Below are 15438 nucleotides of genomic sequence, written 5' to 3' on the forward strand. Positions count from 1 at the left end.
TCCTCCCCGCGTGAGGCGTCTATATAACCGCTTTGGCCTGCCTTGTCGGGGAGTTTCGGTGTATCTGGTACAGGAACACGCCGATGGCCGTGGCGATCGGCCCCGTCCGGGCGCCGTCGGTCATATCGAAGGCATGCCCGGCCCCGGGCAACTCGATATAACCGACCGCGGCGCGGGACGCCCCACGCAGCCGTTCCACGAAGCTGCGGGCCTGCTCCACCGGGATGACCGTGTCACCGCTGCCGTGGATCACCAGGAACGGCGGTGCATCGCGGTGGATCTGGGCGATCGGCGAGGCCTTGCGGAAGATCTCGGGGTGCCGATCGATCTTGCGCTTGACCACCACGCGTTCCAGGAAGTCGACGAAGCGCAGCCGTTCCGTGGTGGAGCGGTCCTCCCAGTCGTAGCGTCCGTAGATCCCGATCACCGCGTCGACCGAGGTGTCCGACCCTTCGGGTAGGTCGCCCTGCAACTCGGGATCACCGGCGGTCAGCCCGGCCAGCGCGGCCAGATGCCCGCCCGCCGAGCAGCCCGCGATGGCCACGAAGTCCCGATCACCACCGAATTTGTCGACATTGGCCCGCGCCCACGCGATCGCCGCCTTGACGTCGTGGATGTGCCGGGGCCACCGGTGGTGCGGGGCCACCCGGTAGTCGATGGACAGACACACCCAGCCTTGCGCCGCCAGGTGGGCCATCAGTGCGTAGCCCTGCAGCGTCCGACTGCCGTGCACCCACGCCCCGCCCGGCACGAACAACAGCACCGGCGCTGGCTCGGACGGCAGATCCTTGGGCCGCCATACGTCCATCAACTGGGTGGGGCTGTCGCCGTAGCGCACCGACGTGCGGTAGACGCTGCGCCGGTAGGCAACGGTGTTCCACAGCGGCGGCAGCTGTTCGGGCGCGGGAAAGTCGACGGCCGCCAGGTCGGCGGCGGGCACCACCTCGCGCAGCCCGTCGCGGACGACGGCGTCGGTCTGGTCGCGCTGTGCTTTGCGGATCGCGGCGCCGCCGGGGGCCATCCAGGCCTTGGCCGACGAGGCGAAGAAGTCCGGCATATGCCGGAAACCCCACACGCCCATCGCGGCGACCGCACCGAGCGGCTCCAGGCGCTTGCCGACCAGCGGGAGCGAGGCCGAGGCGACGGTCAGCGCCAGCATGTGATCGGCGGGGCTGGCGGTCATCATCCACCGCGCGCGGCTCCACATGCTGGGAGTTGGGCGTCGTGGACCGGAAGGTGCCGTCATGGCGCGAGAGTACCCCCGCGTCGCCGCAGCCAAGCGACAACTTGCCAGACTTGTCTACCCCGGTGCCCGATTGTGAGCTGAGTCACTTTCGTCGGTTTCGGCCGCCGGAGTAACTTCGCTGATCATGAGCAGATCTGCGCTGGCCATCACCGACGAGCACCGCGAGCTGGCCGACGCGACCGCGGGTCAGCTGGCGCGCTCGCACAGTCTTGCGGCGGCCCGCGCGACCCTGCAGGCTCCCGGCACGCACCCGACCGATATCTGGTCGGCCGGGGCGGACCTCGGATGGAATGGGCTGGCGCTGTCCGAGGAGTTCGGTGGTTCGGGTTACGGGCTGGCCGAACTGGCGGTGGTCGCCGAGGTGGCCGGCCGCACACTGATGCCGGGGCCGTTTCTGCCCACCGTCTCCGCGGCCGTCGTCATCGACCGGTGTGCACCGGATTCCGTTCGCGGGCAACTAATTCCGGGACTCGCCGACGGTAGCCTGACGGCCGCGCTCGGGCTGAACATCAAGGTGTCGATGGGCGGCGACCACACCGCCACCGCCACCTGGCCCGCCGTGCTGGGCGCCCCCGACGCCGACATCCTGGTCCTGGCGGCCGGCGCGGACCTGGTCATCGTGCGCGCCGACGCCGCCGGTGTCGCGGTCACCGCCCTCGACCCGATGGACACCACCCGCTCGGTGGGTGCGGTGTCGATGCGCGGGGCCGAGATCCCCGCCGACCGGGTGCTGCGCGGTGCCGGCCGGCGGGCCCGCACGGTGTTCAGAATCCTGGCCTCGGCCGAGGCGGTCGGGCTCAGCTGGGCGACGTTGGACATGGCGGTCGAGTACGCGAAGGTTCGTGAACAGTTCGGCCGGACCATCGGCACCTTCCAGGCCGTCAAACACCACGCGGCGAACATGCTCGTCGAGGCCGAGCAGGCCACCGCGGCCACCTGGGCGGCAGCGCGCACCGATGACCTGGACGCCGCCTGGTTCCCGGCGGCCATCGCGGCCTCCCACGCCATCCGCGCGCAGGTGTTCAACGCGCAGAACAATATTCAGCTGCACGGCGGTATCGGCTTCACCTGGGAACACGACGCACATCTGTACCTGCGACGGGCCCGCACGCTGGCGACGCTGCTCGGTGACGGCGCCGATCCCCTCCTCGACATCGTCGATGCCCAGCGCAGCGGCGCCGCCCGCTCCGCGTCGCTGCGCGTGCCACCCGAGGCCGAGCGGTTCCGCCCGGCGGCCGCCGAAACCGCCGCCACGGTGCGGGCGCTGCCCGCCGAACGCCAGCGCGACCACCTCGTCGACTCCGGATACCTGGTGCCGCACTGGCCCAAACCGTGGGGCCGAGCGGCCGACGTGCTGGAACAGCTGGTGATCGAGGAAGAGTTCCGGGATATCGACATCCCGGACATGGGCATCACCGGTTGGGTGACGCTGACCATCGCCCAGGCCGGCACGGACGAACAGCGGCAGCGTTGGGTGGAACCGGTGCTGCGCGGGCAGGTGATGTGGTGCCAGCTGTTCTCCGAACCAGGGGCCGGCTCCGATGCCGCCGCCGTGCGCACGGCCGCCAAGAAGGTGGACGGCGGTTGGCGGGTCACCGGCCAGAAGGTGTGGACCAGCCTGGCGCAGCACTGCCAGTGGGGTCTGGCCACGGTGCGCACCGATCCGGCCGCACCCAAGCACGCCGGTGTCACCATGATGGCGATCGACATGAACGCCCCCGGCGTGACGGTCAATCCGCTGCGCGGCCTGACCGGGGATGCGCACTTCAACGAGGTGTTCTTCGACGACGTGTTCGTCCCGGACGCCGATGTGGTCGGTGACGTGAACAAGGGCTGGCTGGTGGCCCGGGCCACGCTGGGCAACGAACGCATCTCGATCGGCGGCGGCTCGTCCGCGCCTACCGGTTTCACGCCCGACGACCTGATCGAATTGCTGGACACCGCAACACCGTTGGTTGCCGCCCAATATGTGCGCCAGGCCGGTGCGGTGATCGCCGAGGCGCACACCCTGCCGCTGCTGAATCTGCGCCGGGTGAGCCGCGCTATCGTCGGCGCCGGGCCGGGGCCCGAAGGTAATGTCACCAAACTGCTGTTGGCCGAGCACACCCAGCGGCTGACCGAACTCGGCATGGAACTGGCCGGACCGGCCGCGGTTGTGGGTGCCGAGGCGCGGCTGGCCCGGGCCTATCTGGGTAATCGGGCCATGACGATCGCCGGTGGCACGTCGGAGATCACCCGCAACACCATCGCCGAACGCATTCTCGGCCTGCCACGCGATCCGCTGCTGAAGTAATCGACCGCAGGCGGGCGCCCCCAAATGTTCGCATTTGGCGGCGCGTCGCTGTGCAGACGCGGCCGCTCGCCTGACAAACGGGTCACCGCAGTGCGGCGCGGCCGCGGATCCGGCCCAGCAGCACCAGCGCCAGCAGCGTCACCACCAGCAGGATGGTGGTCGAGGCGGCGGCCTGCAGCGCCTGGCCGCGGTCGGTGAGCCCGAAGATGGTCACCGGCAACGTCTTCCACGTCGCGGGGTACACCATGATGGTGGCTCCGAGTTCGCCCATCGACAACGCCACCGCCAGGCCGGCGGCGGCCCCGAGCGCCGGCAGCAACAACGGCAGCGTCACCTGCACCAGCACCCGGACGGGTCCGGCGCCCAGCGACTCGGCGGCCTGCCGGTAGCTCGGGTCCAGCCGCTCCAGCGCCGCCGACACCGAGCTGAACGCAAAGGCCAGCACCAGTACCGCGTGCGCCACGATGACGATCCAGCGGGTGCCGCCCAACAACAGGGGCCGCGAGTTGAACGCGATGAGCAGGCCCAGACCGATGGCCACCGACGGTACCGCGATCGGCAGGTGGAACACCGCATCGGTCCAGCGGCGCAACCACATCGGGCAGTCCCGGGCGGCCAGCGCGGCCCACGTGCCGACCAGCAGCGCGACGGCACCGGCGACGAATGCGGTCTGCAGGCTGACCGACAAGCTGGCCAGGTTGTCACCGCTGAGCGCGGCGCCGAACCGGGCGACGCCCAGACTCGACGGCAGCGCACCGGTCCACGAACCTGCCAGCCCGGCCGCCAGCACGGTGGCCAGCGGGGCGACGAACACCACCAGCACCACCGCGCCGAAGACGGCCAGCGTCACACCCTTACTTCGCCTGTTCCACAGCAGCATCGGGGCCGCCCCTTCCGGATGTCATGCGCGCGAAGACCTTTCGGTAGGCGAGGTAGAGCGTCAGCGAGAGCACCACCTGGACGGTCGCGATCACCGCCGCACCGGGCAAGTCGAAGGTCACGATGCCCCGCGTGTAGATGAGCACGGGTAGCGTGAGCACACCCTTGGCGCCGGTGAACAGCACGATGCCGAATTCGTTGAGGCTCAACAACAACACCAGGCTGCCACCGGCCATCAGCGCGGGCCTGGCTTCCGGTAGCACCACCGCCCGCAGCACCCGCCACGGTGACGCCCCGAGGCTGGCCGCGATGTTCAGCTGTGCCGGCGGGATCAGGGCGAACGCCGCCAGCAGTGGTCGCACCACGAACGGGGTGAAGAAGGTGATCTCCGCGGCGATCACCCCGGCCGGGGTGTACAGGACATTCAGCTCGAGGCCCAGCGCGGTGTTGAGCACTCCCGCGGTGCCGTACAGGAAGGTGAAGGCCAACGTGATCAGGAACGAGGGCAATGCCAGCACGGTGTCGATGAGTCGACCGACCAACCGCGCGCCGGGAAACGGCACGAACGCCAGCACGACGGCCAGGAAGGCACCCAGCACCACACAGCCCAGCGTCGAGGTCACCGCTATCGCGACGGTGCGCCACAACGCATCACGGAACTGCGCCGAGCCCAGCACCTGCGCCCAGGTCCCGGGCCGGGTCGACTCCCCCAGCACCCGCAGCAGCGGATACACCGCGACCAGCACCACCAGCAGCAGGGGCGGCAGCACCCACCAGTGCGCGCGGTTGCGTGCCGGTGCGGGGGTGGCCGGCACCCCGACCGGCTCCGCCGACAGCTCTGCGGCATGTGCGGTCACGAGCCGGCCTGCACCAGCACCCCGGCCGGCTCCGGAATCCGCACGCCCACTTCGGAGCCCACCTGGAACCGGGCGTGCCCGGGCACGTCGATCTCGATGAGCTGATCGGGCATGCTGGTGATGGCCAGCACCAGCCGGGTGACCGCACCCCGCCACACCACCGCGTTCACTGTGGCGCGCAACGCATCCCGCTCACCGAGTGAGACCACGCGCAGCGCGTGCGGACGGATGCACAACAGTGCCTCGGTGCCCGGCGCCCAGTCGATCCTGCCGGCGGCGGGTTGCGGCGCTTCGGCGCTGACCGTCTTGTGCGACACCGTCACCAACGCCGACGTCCCGATGACGCGGCCGACGGTGCACGGAATCAGGTTGGCCCCACCGAGGAAGGCCGCGGTGAAGCTGGTGGGCGGCCGCCTCCACAGGTTCTCGGCGGTGTCCACGTCCATCAGCCGGGCGTTGTTCATCACCACGATGCGGTCGGCCAGGGCCAGCGCCTCGGACTGGTCGTGGGTGACATACAGCATGGCGGTGTCGGGCAGCGACTCCTTGAGCTGCTGCAGCTCGGCCAGCATCGACTGGCGCAGTTGCGCGTCCAGGGCGGCCAGTGGTTCGTCGAGCAGCAGCACCCTGGGCCGGATGGCCAACGCCCTGGCGATCGCGACGCGTTGCTGTTGGCCGCCGGAAAGCTCACGCGGCAGCCGCTTTCCGTACCCCGCCATGCCGACCATCTCGAGCACCTCGGTGACCCGGTCGGCGATCTGGGCGCGCGGCACGCGCTGTGCCCGCAGCCCGAACGCGACGTTGTCGGCGACGCGCATGTGCGGGAACAAGGCATAGGACTGCAGCACCACCCCGATGCCGCGCTTGGCCGGTGGCAGGTCGGTGATGTCGCGCCCGTCGAGGCGCACGGCGCCGGAGGACGGCCGGACGAATCCGGCCAGCGCGCCCAGGGCGGTCGACTTCCCGGACCCGCTGGGTCCCAGCAGCGCCACCGTCTCGCCGGGAGCCACCCGCAGGTTGAAGTCGATCAGCGCATGGGCGGCATCGGAACCGCGGCCGTACCGCACGCCGACCCGGTCGAACACGATCGCCGGGACGGCGGTCTCGGAGGCGCGGGTGGTGTGCCGTCCCGCCGCCTTGATCTGCGCCATATCAGTTGCCGGTCGCCTTCTGGTAGGCCGCGACGTCGGCGTCCAGGTCGGCCAGCACACTGTCCCAGTCGGGCACCCAGATCTGCACGTCCTTGAGCACGGCGGCCGGGGTGTTCGGTGCGGGTGTCTGGCCGGCGACGGTGCGGATGGTGTCGCGCACCGGGATGCCCAACGCGTCGGGTTCGACGGTCTTCTGCACCTCGTCGGACAGCAGGTAGCCGAGCAGTTTCTTGGCGTCCGCGGCGTGCGGTGCACCCTTCGTCACGCCCGCCACATACGGCAGCGAGACGGTGGTGCGGGTGCCGTTGTGCGCCGGGATGAAGATGGTGAATTTCGACCCGTCATCCTTGATCGATCCGAGATTCATCTGCACATCGCCGTTGGCCACCAACAGTTCTCCGTTGCTGACCTTGGGCTGCAGCTTGCCGGTGGACGACGACGGGCCGACGTTGTTGACCTGCAACTTGCTCAGGTAGTCCAGGGCTCCCGGCTTGCCGAGCAGGTGCTGCAACAACACCAGCACGGCGGTGCCGTCACCGGCCTGGCCCGGCGTCGAGTACTGCAGCTTGCCCTTGAACTCCGGCTTGAGCAGGTCGTCCCAGGTGACCGGGGCGGGATCGGAGGCCGGGTTGGCGATGAAGCTCAACGCGTTGTCGACGATCGGCACGTACCGGGCGTCCGGTCCCACCTGATCCGCGGCGATTCCCGCCGTGTCGGCACCGCTCGGCACCAGCAGGCCAGACTTGTCGGCCTTCTGGATGAACGGCGGGAGGGTCACCAGGAGGTCGGCTTGCGGGTTGGACTGTTCCTTCTCCACCCGGGAGACCACTTCGCCGGATCCGGCCTCGACCAGGTTGACCGCGATGCCGGTGTCCTTGGTGAACTTGTCGAACTGGCCCTTGTACCAGGTGGCCAACCCGTCGGCGCTGTACACGGTCAGGGTGGTGCCGCCGGCCGAGCCGCTGGATCCGGTGCCGCCGCAGGCGGTGGTCAGGGTGGCGGCGGCGACGGTCATCGTGACCGCAGCGGTGCGAAAGATACTGCGCAGTTTCATCATTGGTCTTCCGATTGGTGGGTGGCCAGGAGCAGATCGGCGAAGTCGACGACGGAGCCGACCACATGGGTGGCGCCGGCGGCGCGCAGTTCTTCCTCGCTGTGGGCACCGGTGAGGGTGCCGGCGGCGATGGCGGCGCCGGCCCGCAGTGCGCTGTCGACATCGGTGCTGGTGTCCCCGAGCACGGCGACGTTGCCGACGCCGTCGGCATCGAGTCGCATCAAGGCGGTGAGGACCAGGTCCGGGTACGGGCGGCTGCGGATGCCGCCGCCCGGCGCCAGGGCGAGGTCGGCCAGGTGCTGCCAGCCCAGCGCCGCCAACAGCTTGTCCTGGGTGGTGCCGGAGAAGCCGGTGGTGAGCGCGACCTTGATGCCGGCCGCGCGGAGGTCGGTGATGGCGTCGGCGGCGCCGTCGATCGGCGTGGCGTGGCCGTTGTCGATCAGTTCGGCGTAGGCGCGCTCGAATTCGGCGTTGGCGCGTTGCGCTCGTTCCTCGGTGCCGAACAGCGCGCGGAACACCACGATCTTGGACTGCCCCATGGTGTCCAGCACGTAGCGGCGGGCCTGTTCGCGTTCGGGCCCCTCGGCGGGCAGGCCTGCCGCGGAGGCGGCCGCCTCGAAGGCCCGGACCACCAGGCCGTCGTCGGCCACGGTGGTGCCGGCCATGTCGAGCACGGCGACCTGGATCGGGTTGTCCGACATACGTTCTCCTACAGTCCGATGAGATCGGCGGTTTGTTCGGCGATGGCGGGGCCCAGCGTCATGCCCCGGCCGCCGGGCCCGGTCACCACCCACACGTTGTCCTCGGGCGATGTCCGGCACACCAGTTGGTGCGGGTCGACGCACTGGCTGTAGACGCCGGCCCAGCGCTGCCGGACGGCCGGCAGCGGCCGGCCGAGGAACTCCTCGACCCGCGCGGCCAGGTAGGCGTACGGCGCCTCGGTGACGTCGAAGGCGAATGGTTCGTCGTATTCATGGGTGTCGCCGATGGTCAGGCCCCCGTGCTGGCGCTGCACGCACAGCAGTTGCATGTGCTCGGCGGCCGCCACCGGAAGCTGAGGTTCGCTGCGCCGCAGCGCATCCAGCGCCGGACCGGCAAATCCGGGGTAGTAACGGAAGCTGTCGGCGTCGGCGATCGCGGTGGTCAGGGGCTCCCCCAGCGGCTCGGTCTGCATCATCTGCAGCCGCACCCGGCGGACGGGAAGGTCGCCGGCGAGCTCGCGGACCAGGCCGGCATGTGCCGCACCCGCACACACCATCACCACGTCGGCGCCGTGCCGCTCGCCGCGGTCGTCACGCACCGTCAGGTTGTCCACCGAACGCGCCTCCACACCGGGTACAAAGGTGTATCGCCCGGTGCGGGAAAGGTATTCGCGGATGGCCGGCAGTGCCTGCCGCGATTCGACGGCAGCATCGAGCGCGCAGTGCAGCGCACCCAGGAAGGTGCCGCGCAGGGCCGGGTTCAGCGCCCGGACCCGGTCCGGGTCCAGCAGGGTGAACCCGCGATATTCGGCGTCGCCCCGGTCGGCGGCCGCCCGAGCCACCGCCAGCTCCGCCTCGGTACGCAGCAACGTCATGGAACCCGTGGGCCGGAAACCGATTCCGGGGATCTCGGCACCGAGCTTCTCCCACAGTTCACGCGAGCGCAGCGCCGCGTCCAGCTCGGCGGTCGAACGCCCGGACACCCACACCAGGCCGAAATTGCGGACGGTCGCGCCGCGCGCCTGCACCTCCCGCTCCAACTGCAGCACCGTGTGGCCGCGCTGCACCGCTTCCAGGGCGTGGGCGGTGCCCAGGATGCCGCCGCCGATGATCGTCACGCGCATGGTGGTCGACCCTGACCTGCGCGCGCGACCTGTGCCCGACCTGATCATGTTGGCGGCGCGAATACTGAGTGAACAATTGGTATAGACCAAAGTGGGGTATCGTTGCGCCATGCGGATTCTCGATGAGGTCACCGCCGTGTTGCATTCGATGCGCGGGGTGTGGGACGAGGAGTCGGTCGACGAGTTCGACCACGCATTACAGGCCGCCGCCCGGGCGCTCGACGACGGCGCGGACGACGAGCTGGTCCTCGCCGCCGCCCTGCACGACCTGGCGCACAGTCCCCTCGTCGCGGCCGGCGCCGAGCACGATCGGGTGGCCAGGGACTGGCTCACCCCACGATTCGGTGCGCGGGTGGGCTGGCTGGCCGGCGCGCACGTGGCAGCCAAGCGCTATCTGGCCGCCACCGATCCGTCCTACGCACTGTCGGAAGTGTCGGCGCTGTCGCTGCAGGAGCAGGGCGGCCCGGGCGTCGACCCCGCCTTCACCACGCATCCGTGGTGGCCGGACGCCTTGCGGCTGCGCCGTTATGACGACGCCGCCAAGGATCCGGACGGCCGGGGCGCATCCGTCGACGACGTGGTGGCCGTGGCCCGGCGGGTGCTGCAGCGATGACCCCCGTATCGAGGCCGGCATCGAGGCCGGCATCCAGGCCGGTGCCCAAACCACACATGGTGCGCACCGGCCTCGACCGGATCCTGGCCGCCCTGCACGAGGGTGACGCGGTTCCCCCGGAACGCGAGCTGGCCCTGCGCTTCGGGGTGGCCCGGGAAACCGTCCGGCAGGCCCTCCACGAACTGCTGGTGGAGGGCCGCATCGAACGACGGGGCCGGGGCACCGTCGTGGCCGCCCCCAAACTGGTGCAGCCGCTGTCGTTGCGGTCCTACACCGAGGGCGCCGCCGAACGCGGCCGCGTGCCCGGGCGCCTCCTGGTGGACTGGACCGATATCGAGGCCGACGCCGAACTGGCCGCGGCGCTGGCGATCCGTCCCGGCGCGACCGTCATGCGGCTAGAGCGCGTCCTGTTGGCCGACGGTCGCCGGATCGGGTTGGAGAGCACCTACCTGGCCGCCAAGCGGTTCCGGTCACTGCGCACCACATTCGACCCGGCCACCTCGCTGTATGCGGCGATCCGGGCCACCGGCGTGGTGTTCGGCACCGCCACCGAGCGCATCGAGACCGCACTGGCCTCGCCCCGCGAGGCCGAGCTGCTGGACACCACCACGGCCATGCCGATGTTGTTGCTCAACCGGCGCTCGCTGGATACCGACGGGGTGCCGATCGAGACGGTTCGTGCGCTCTACCGCGGCGACCGGATCGCGTTCGAAACGACCCTGTCGTAATACTGAGCGGGTGCCGAGCCTCGTACCCGCTGCCGTGTATCACCCCGATCTGGCCCGTATCGCGCGGCTCATACCGCGCCAACCGGTCACCGCCCGCACCACTCCGGTGATGCAATACCTGTCCCGCCGGTTGGGGCGCACCGCGCCCAATGGGGTCGAGGTGTTGATGCTGAGTTCCGGCGTGCGGGTGCGGTTGCATCGCCCGCAGCAGGCGTCCCGGCCCGGCCCGGCCTTGTTGTGGATCCACGGCGGCGGCTACGTGTTGGGCAATCCCGCCCAGGACGACCGGTTGTGCCGGCGACCGCGCGAGGCCGGGGTACCGGTCGAGGTGCAGGTGGTGGATAGGGCCTTCCACGGCTTCGACGCGATAGCCCCCAAAACCGCAGTGTCGCAAGGATTCTTCGAAAGCCAGGTGGCGACACTGCGGCGCGCGTTCGCCGCTGGTCCCGAACTGCGCTGTCCTCGAACATGATCCAGTCGATCGGTCCGTAGCGGTGCCGGCCGCGGATCCTGTCCGGCCGGTGCACCACATGGTCTGCGCACCGCCTGCCGGTGGTCGGTGGCGGCCAGATACTGCCCGAATCGCGCCTCGCTATCGCCGAACTCTGACACACGTACCGTTAGAATTGGCTATACCGATGAGACCGTTGGGATATCACGGCTGAGCAAGGAGGCGCGCGGTGGCAACTCACAGCGAAGAGTTGCGGCGCCGGATCGTGGGAGACGTCAATACCGGCACCCCCGGCTCCAAGCTGGGCAGCGAACGCGATCTGGCCGAGCGTTACGGCACCAGCCGGTCCAGTCTGCGTCAGGTGCTCGCCGCACTGGAGGAAGCCGGCCTGGTACACCGGGTGATCGGGCGGGCCGGAGGTATCTTCATCAGCCACGGACAAGTGGAACGCAACCTGGCCGATGTGGTGGGCGTGCCGGCGTTCCTGGCCCATCAGGGCTATGTCGCCGGCACCCGGGTGCTGTCCACGAAGATCGGGATCCCCGACCATGTCACCCAGCATGCCCTCAAGCTCGGGTCCACCGATTACGTCGTCGAGGTGCAGCGGGTACGGCTGGCCGACGGATCACCGATCTCGTTGGAGCACGCCCAATTTCCGGCCGACACCGTGCCCGGTCTGCTCGAACAACCGCTGCGTGGCTCACTGTACGAGATCCTGGAGTCCGAGTACGGCCTGACCGCCGGCCGCGCCGTCGAACGCATCGAGGCGGTGAGCGCCACCGACGACGAGGCGGCGCTGCTGGGCATCAAACCCAAGGCCGCACTGCTGCTCATCACCCGCGTCACGCACGACCAGAACGGCACCCCCTACGAGTACTCCCGCGACCTGTTCCGCGGGGACCGCACCGCACTGGCGGTCACCGCGCAGGGCCGCGGCGTGACCGGGGCCGATGCCGAGCCAGCCTCGATCATGCTGCAACGCCAGACGGGCTGATCACCTCACCGTCGATCACGGTGGCGGCCACCAGCTTTGCGTCCAGATCACGCAGCACATCCTCCGGCGGGGCGCTGAGCACGCACAGATCGCCGGGTTGGCCGGGCGCGACGACCCTGGCCGCGGTGGGCGCCGTCGCCGTGCCCAGGAACAGCTGCAGCGCCGTGCGCGCGTCGATCCGCTCGCCCGGGCCCAACACGGCGCCCGACGCGGTGGTGCGGTACACCGCCGCCCGCACGGCTGCCCACGGGTCGCCGTCCCCGAACGGCATATCGGTGGAAAGTGCCACCGGGACACCGGCTTCCAGCAGTGAGGCCAGTCGCCACAGCTGGTGATGCTCGTCGGCCGGCACATCGGCCAGATACTGGTCACCGCGCTCGGCAACGAAGTTGGGCTGGGTCACGACGGTGACGCCGAGGGCGGCCAGCACCTCGAGCTGGTCGTCGGGCACCACCGCGGCATGCTCGATCCGATCGCCGGGATGCACGCCTGCGTCGCCGAGGGCGGCCAGGCTCACCACCAGCTGCGCCGCGGTCACACAGTGCAGCGCCACCGGTGCGTCCTGCTCATGCCTGCGCGCGATCCAGGCCGTCAGCGCGCCGAGATCCAGGTCGTCGTCGTGCAGGATGCGTTTACCCGGGGCGAGATGGTGGACGTGCTGGCGCAGGCCACCACGGCGGTGCACCTCGGCCAGCAGGACCATGTCGGTGACATCGAGATCCGGTGTGGCATCCGTGATTTCGGTGACACCGTAACCGCTCAGCCGAGCGCTGAGGACATCGACGGACGTGTCACGCCGCTTGAGGGTGTCCGACCAGGACCGGTCGGCGCTGCGCAGCCGGCCGTCGGGGTGGTCGGCCAGGCCGACGGCCGCCAGACCGACCGAGTTGAGCGTCCACAGCACGCCGCTGCGATGCTGGATCCGCACCGGCACCGGCGGCGACAGCGTGTCGAGCACGTGCCGGTCCAGCGCACCGGCCACCGCCTCGTGATAACCGACCGCCCTGATCCAGCCGTCGTCGCCCACCGCGGCGCTGGCCAGCACGTGCGCGAGGTCGTCCCGGTCGTGCACCTCGCCCACGCCCACCCGCACCGAATCCGCTGCGGCGGCGGCCGAATGCACGTGCACGTGGTGATCGTGCAGGCCGGGGAGCACCAGTCCCAGCGCCGCATCGAGCACCCGTTCCCCCGCGACGGGCGCCAATGCGGGCGCCACCTCCTGGATCCGGGCGCCGACCCGAATGTCGACGACGCTGCCGTCCAGCAGGGTTGCACGCCGAATCAGCATGACACGGACCACCTTTCCTCGATCATGGCCTGCACCCGGGCGTTGTCGGCACCGAGTGCGGGTGCGCGGGCGGCCGGCCGCGGCGCCGGGGCGCGGCACGGTTCACCGGTCAGACCGGTGTAGCGGGCCGCCGTCGCCGCCATCGACACCTCGATCAGCTCGCCGCCGCCCCGACCCAGCGATTCGGTCACCGCGTCCGCCGCGCACAGGCCGGTGAGCGGATCGGCGATGGCGTCGCCAACGAAAACCGGTCCCGTGCTGTCGTATTCGACCAGGCCGCCGGATACCGCGGCGTCGTCGCCGAAGGCCACCCAGTCGGCACCGGGCGCGTCGGTGCCGTACCCGGTGATGTGCAGCCACACCCGCCCGGCGCGCGGCGCAACGGTGCCCGGGCCGAGGCCGCGTCGGCGCAGCGCAACCGGCCGGGACGCCTCGATCACCACGTCGGCCACCGACAGCAGTCGGTGCAGCGCCCGGACATCGTCGAAATCGACGGCATACGAAAGCTTTCCACCGTTCATCCAGTCGCAGAAGGCCTGCCGGCCCGCCCTGGTGCCGTCGGGGCGGGCCAGGCTCTCCACCTTGACCACGGTGGCGCCCGCGCAGGCCAGCAACTGCCCGCACAGCGGCCCGGCCCACATCGAGGACAGGTCGGCGACCAGCAGATCGGCGAGCGGCCGGGCCGACGCGGCTCCGGTCACCCGGATTCGGGGTGCCGCCGCGGCGGTTTCGCCGAGCAGCCCGGCGGGCAGGCCCAACAGCCGCGCCCGTTCGACCGTCGCGTCCGCACCGTGGCGCTGCACCCACGTACCCAGCGCCACCCACGGGTCGCCGACGTGGTCGGCACCCACGAGGGCGGGCACCGCGTCGTTATCGTCGGCGCGGGCCAGGGTCACCGCGCACCACCCGCCCGCGCCGCCCAGCAGCCGGGTGGCGCCGCCGGCCGAGATGCGCCCCCGCGACCCCCAACCGAACTGCGCCGCGCGTCCGGTGATCAGCGCCGTGGCGTCGACGGCGACACCGGTGCGCGCCGCGAAACGATCGGCCTGTTCCTGGGCATGCGCGCAGACCTGCTGCGGTGCACCGACCGGAACCATCCCGCCATCTTGCCCCGACGGGCCGGATCAGGGGTGCAGAGCGGTGAAACGCCAGTCCAGCACCTGACGGTCCGGAGCACCGGGCTCCGTGGCGGCGGCGAACACCACCGAACGCAGACCCAGCCGGACGCCGGACCCGACCGGTTCGGCGGCCTCGATGTGCAGCTCGCTGAAGACGGTGTCGTTCTCGTACACCGGTCCGGTGTGATCGCAGGACTCCCAGCCGAGCACGACGACCAGATCCGGCAGCAGCCGGGTGGTCTGCGCCAAGGCCAGGCCGATGGTGTGTCCGCCGTACACCAGCCGTCGGCCGCCGGGGCGCCGATCATGATGTGTGGCAGCGATGTTCAAGGACAGCCGGGCCAGTTCAGGAGCGCTGGACACCACGTCCGCGGTGCTCGCCAGGACGGCGCCCACCGTGGCCGTGTCGAACGCGGTGCCGCCCAGGGCGCGCATGTCCCAGCCGGCGGTGGGGTCCGGGGCGACCGGCTGGTCGGCGCCGATGGCGGCCAGGTCGTCGGCATACCCGGTCTCGGCAGCGTCCGGTGACAGCGGCAGCATGGCGCACCGGTAGAAGTCGAGCACCGCGCGGCCGGCCTGATCCACGGTGGTCATGCGCAGGGCGGCCAGCCCGGTGGGGGCACGGCCGGGTTTGGCGGAGTTCTGCCGCAGGCCGACCACTTCGGTGCGGGTGGTCAAGGTGTCCCCGATGACGGGAAACCGGTGAAAGGCCAGCCCGCGGTAGAACAGGTTGGCCTTGACCCGCTGGGTGACAACGGTGGACTGACCGATGGCGATATCGCACACCAGCGCGGGATGCGCCAGCGGGCCGCTCTGCCCGGTGACGGCCCTGGCGAGCTCGACGTCCAGGGACAACCGCAGCCGGTCACCCACAATGGCCTGGTGCGCCGCCGCTGCGCCCGAGGTCAGCGTCATCGACGGAGCGGTGTCGAAGACCTGGC

General features: G+C 70.6%; 15 protein-coding genes. 5 read left to right on the plus strand and 10 right to left on the minus strand.

The window, feature by feature from the left end:
• Positions 1-19 precede the first annotated feature (19 nt).
• The gene (locus AWB94_RS09990; protein WP_272937611.1) at positions 20-1246 is read right to left on the minus strand and encodes an alpha/beta hydrolase; all 1227 of its coding nucleotides are present in this window, start codon (positions 1244-1246) and stop codon (positions 20-22) included.
• Positions 1247-1370: 124 nt separating this feature from the next.
• On the opposite strand from AWB94_RS09990, the gene AWB94_RS09995 reads away from it, so the two are divergent.
• Complete coding sequence (locus AWB94_RS09995; RefSeq protein WP_062660331.1) at positions 1371-3539, plus strand: acyl-CoA dehydrogenase family protein; 2169 nt, start codon at positions 1371-1373, stop codon at positions 3537-3539.
• An 82-nt stretch (positions 3540-3621) separates the two neighbouring features.
• Here AWB94_RS09995 and AWB94_RS10000 read toward each other — a convergent pair whose 3' ends face one another.
• The 6 genes from AWB94_RS10000 to AWB94_RS10025 are packed head-to-tail and all read right to left on the minus strand — an operon-like array spanning position 3622 to position 9305.
• Positions 3622-4419: an ABC transporter permease gene (locus AWB94_RS10000; RefSeq protein ID WP_062660332.1), complete on the minus strand. Its 798-nt coding sequence runs from the start codon at positions 4417-4419 to the stop codon at positions 3622-3624.
• Positions 4394-5275, minus strand: a complete 882-nt coding sequence (locus AWB94_RS10005) for a 2-aminoethylphosphonate ABC transporter permease subunit (protein WP_409366004.1) — start codon at positions 5273-5275, stop codon at positions 4394-4396. The genes AWB94_RS10000 and AWB94_RS10005 overlap by 26 nt, the downstream gene beginning before the upstream one ends.
• A complete protein-coding gene (locus tag AWB94_RS10010) occupies positions 5272-6426 on the minus strand; it encodes an ABC transporter ATP-binding protein (RefSeq protein ID WP_062660333.1) in 1155 nt (384 codons plus the stop codon). The genes AWB94_RS10005 and AWB94_RS10010 overlap by 4 nt, the downstream gene beginning before the upstream one ends.
• 1 nt (position 6427) lies before the next feature.
• Complete coding sequence (locus tag AWB94_RS10015; protein WP_062660473.1) at positions 6428-7480, minus strand: 2-aminoethylphosphonate ABC transporter substrate-binding protein; 1053 nt, start codon at positions 7478-7480, stop codon at positions 6428-6430.
• Positions 7480-8181, minus strand: a complete 702-nt coding sequence (locus AWB94_RS10020) for a phosphonatase-like hydrolase (protein WP_062660334.1) — start codon at positions 8179-8181, stop codon at positions 7480-7482. The genes AWB94_RS10015 and AWB94_RS10020 overlap by 1 nt, the downstream gene beginning before the upstream one ends.
• A gap of 8 nt (positions 8182-8189) precedes the next feature.
• Positions 8190-9305, minus strand: a complete 1116-nt coding sequence (locus AWB94_RS10025) for a TIGR03364 family FAD-dependent oxidoreductase (protein WP_062660335.1) — start codon at positions 9303-9305, stop codon at positions 8190-8192.
• 109 nt (positions 9306-9414) lie between these two features.
• Here AWB94_RS10025 and AWB94_RS10030 point away from each other — a divergent pair, with 109 nt between their 5' ends.
• From AWB94_RS10030 to AWB94_RS10045, 4 genes are all read left to right on the plus strand, one after another.
• The gene (locus AWB94_RS10030; protein ID WP_062660336.1) at positions 9415-9918 is read left to right on the plus strand and encodes a hypothetical protein; all 504 of its coding nucleotides are present in this window, start codon (positions 9415-9417) and stop codon (positions 9916-9918) included.
• Positions 9915-10646 (plus strand): GntR family transcriptional regulator, encoded by a 732-nt coding sequence (locus tag AWB94_RS10035; RefSeq protein ID WP_062660337.1) that lies wholly within the window; start codon positions 9915-9917, stop codon positions 10644-10646. Before AWB94_RS10030 ends, AWB94_RS10035 begins: the two co-directional genes overlap by 4 nt.
• Before the next feature lie 10 nt (positions 10647-10656).
• Positions 10657-11118 (plus strand): alpha/beta hydrolase family protein, encoded by a 462-nt coding sequence (locus AWB94_RS10040; RefSeq protein WP_062660338.1) that lies wholly within the window; start codon positions 10657-10659, stop codon positions 11116-11118.
• 208 nt (positions 11119-11326) lie between these two features.
• A complete protein-coding gene (locus AWB94_RS10045; RefSeq protein WP_062660339.1) occupies positions 11327-12091 on the plus strand; it encodes a GntR family transcriptional regulator in 765 nt (254 codons plus the stop codon).
• Here AWB94_RS10045 and AWB94_RS10050 read toward each other — a convergent pair.
• The 3 genes from AWB94_RS10050 to AWB94_RS10060 are packed head-to-tail and all read right to left on the minus strand — an operon-like array spanning position 12066 to position 15412.
• Positions 12066-13379 (minus strand): amidohydrolase family protein, encoded by a 1314-nt coding sequence (locus AWB94_RS10050; RefSeq protein ID WP_062660474.1) that lies wholly within the window; start codon positions 13377-13379, stop codon positions 12066-12068. The genes AWB94_RS10045 and AWB94_RS10050 overlap by 26 nt on opposite strands.
• Positions 13373-14476, minus strand: a complete 1104-nt coding sequence (locus AWB94_RS10055) for a CoA transferase (protein WP_062660340.1) — start codon at positions 14474-14476, stop codon at positions 13373-13375. Before AWB94_RS10055 ends, AWB94_RS10050 begins: the two co-directional genes overlap by 7 nt.
• A gap of 27 nt (positions 14477-14503) precedes the next feature.
• A complete protein-coding gene (locus tag AWB94_RS10060; protein WP_276054108.1) occupies positions 14504-15412 on the minus strand; it encodes a hotdog family protein in 909 nt (302 codons plus the stop codon).
• Positions 15413-15438 lie beyond the last annotated feature (26 nt).

Origin of the sequence: Mycolicibacterium canariasense, assembly GCF_002101555.1 — a bacterium.
GTDB classification, from domain to species: Bacteria; Actinomycetota; Actinomycetes; order Mycobacteriales; family Mycobacteriaceae; genus Mycobacterium; species Mycobacterium canariasense.

What these genes read in the sequence shown, in the direction of transcription:
- AWB94_RS10015 (WP_062660473.1), bottom strand. Translation starts at nt 7,480, where the DNA reads ATGAAACTGCGCAGTATCTTTCGCACCGCTGCGGTCACGATGACCGTC.
- AWB94_RS10030 (WP_062660336.1), top strand. Translation starts at nt 9,415, where the DNA reads ATGCGGATTCTCGATGAGGTCACCGCCGTGTTGCATTCGATGCGCGGG.
- AWB94_RS09995 (WP_062660331.1), top strand. Translation starts at nt 1,371, where the DNA reads ATGAGCAGATCTGCGCTGGCCATCACCGACGAGCACCGCGAGCTGGCC.
- AWB94_RS10010 (WP_062660333.1), bottom strand. Translation starts at nt 6,426, where the DNA reads ATGGCGCAGATCAAGGCGGCGGGACGGCACACCACCCGCGCCTCCGAG.
- AWB94_RS10050 (WP_062660474.1), bottom strand. Translation starts at nt 13,379, where the DNA reads ATGCTGATTCGGCGTGCAACCCTGCTGGACGGCAGCGTCGTCGACATT.
- AWB94_RS10055 (WP_062660340.1), bottom strand. Translation starts at nt 14,476, where the DNA reads ATGGTTCCGGTCGGTGCACCGCAGCAGGTCTGCGCGCATGCCCAGGAA.
- AWB94_RS10020 (WP_062660334.1), bottom strand. Translation starts at nt 8,181, where the DNA reads ATGTCGGACAACCCGATCCAGGTCGCCGTGCTCGACATGGCCGGCACC.
- AWB94_RS10060 (WP_276054108.1), bottom strand. Translation starts at nt 15,412, where the DNA reads ATGACGCTGACCTCGGGCGCAGCGGCGGCGCACCAGGCCATTGTGGGT.
- AWB94_RS10000 (WP_062660332.1), bottom strand. Translation starts at nt 4,419, where the DNA reads ATGCTGCTGTGGAACAGGCGAAGTAAGGGTGTGACGCTGGCCGTCTTC.
- AWB94_RS10025 (WP_062660335.1), bottom strand. Translation starts at nt 9,305, where the DNA reads ATGCGCGTGACGATCATCGGCGGCGGCATCCTGGGCACCGCCCACGCC.
- AWB94_RS09990 (WP_272937611.1), bottom strand. Translation starts at nt 1,246, where the DNA reads ATGACGGCACCTTCCGGTCCACGACGCCCAACTCCCAGCATGTGGAGC.
- AWB94_RS10035 (WP_062660337.1), top strand. Translation starts at nt 9,915, where the DNA reads ATGACCCCCGTATCGAGGCCGGCATCGAGGCCGGCATCCAGGCCGGTG.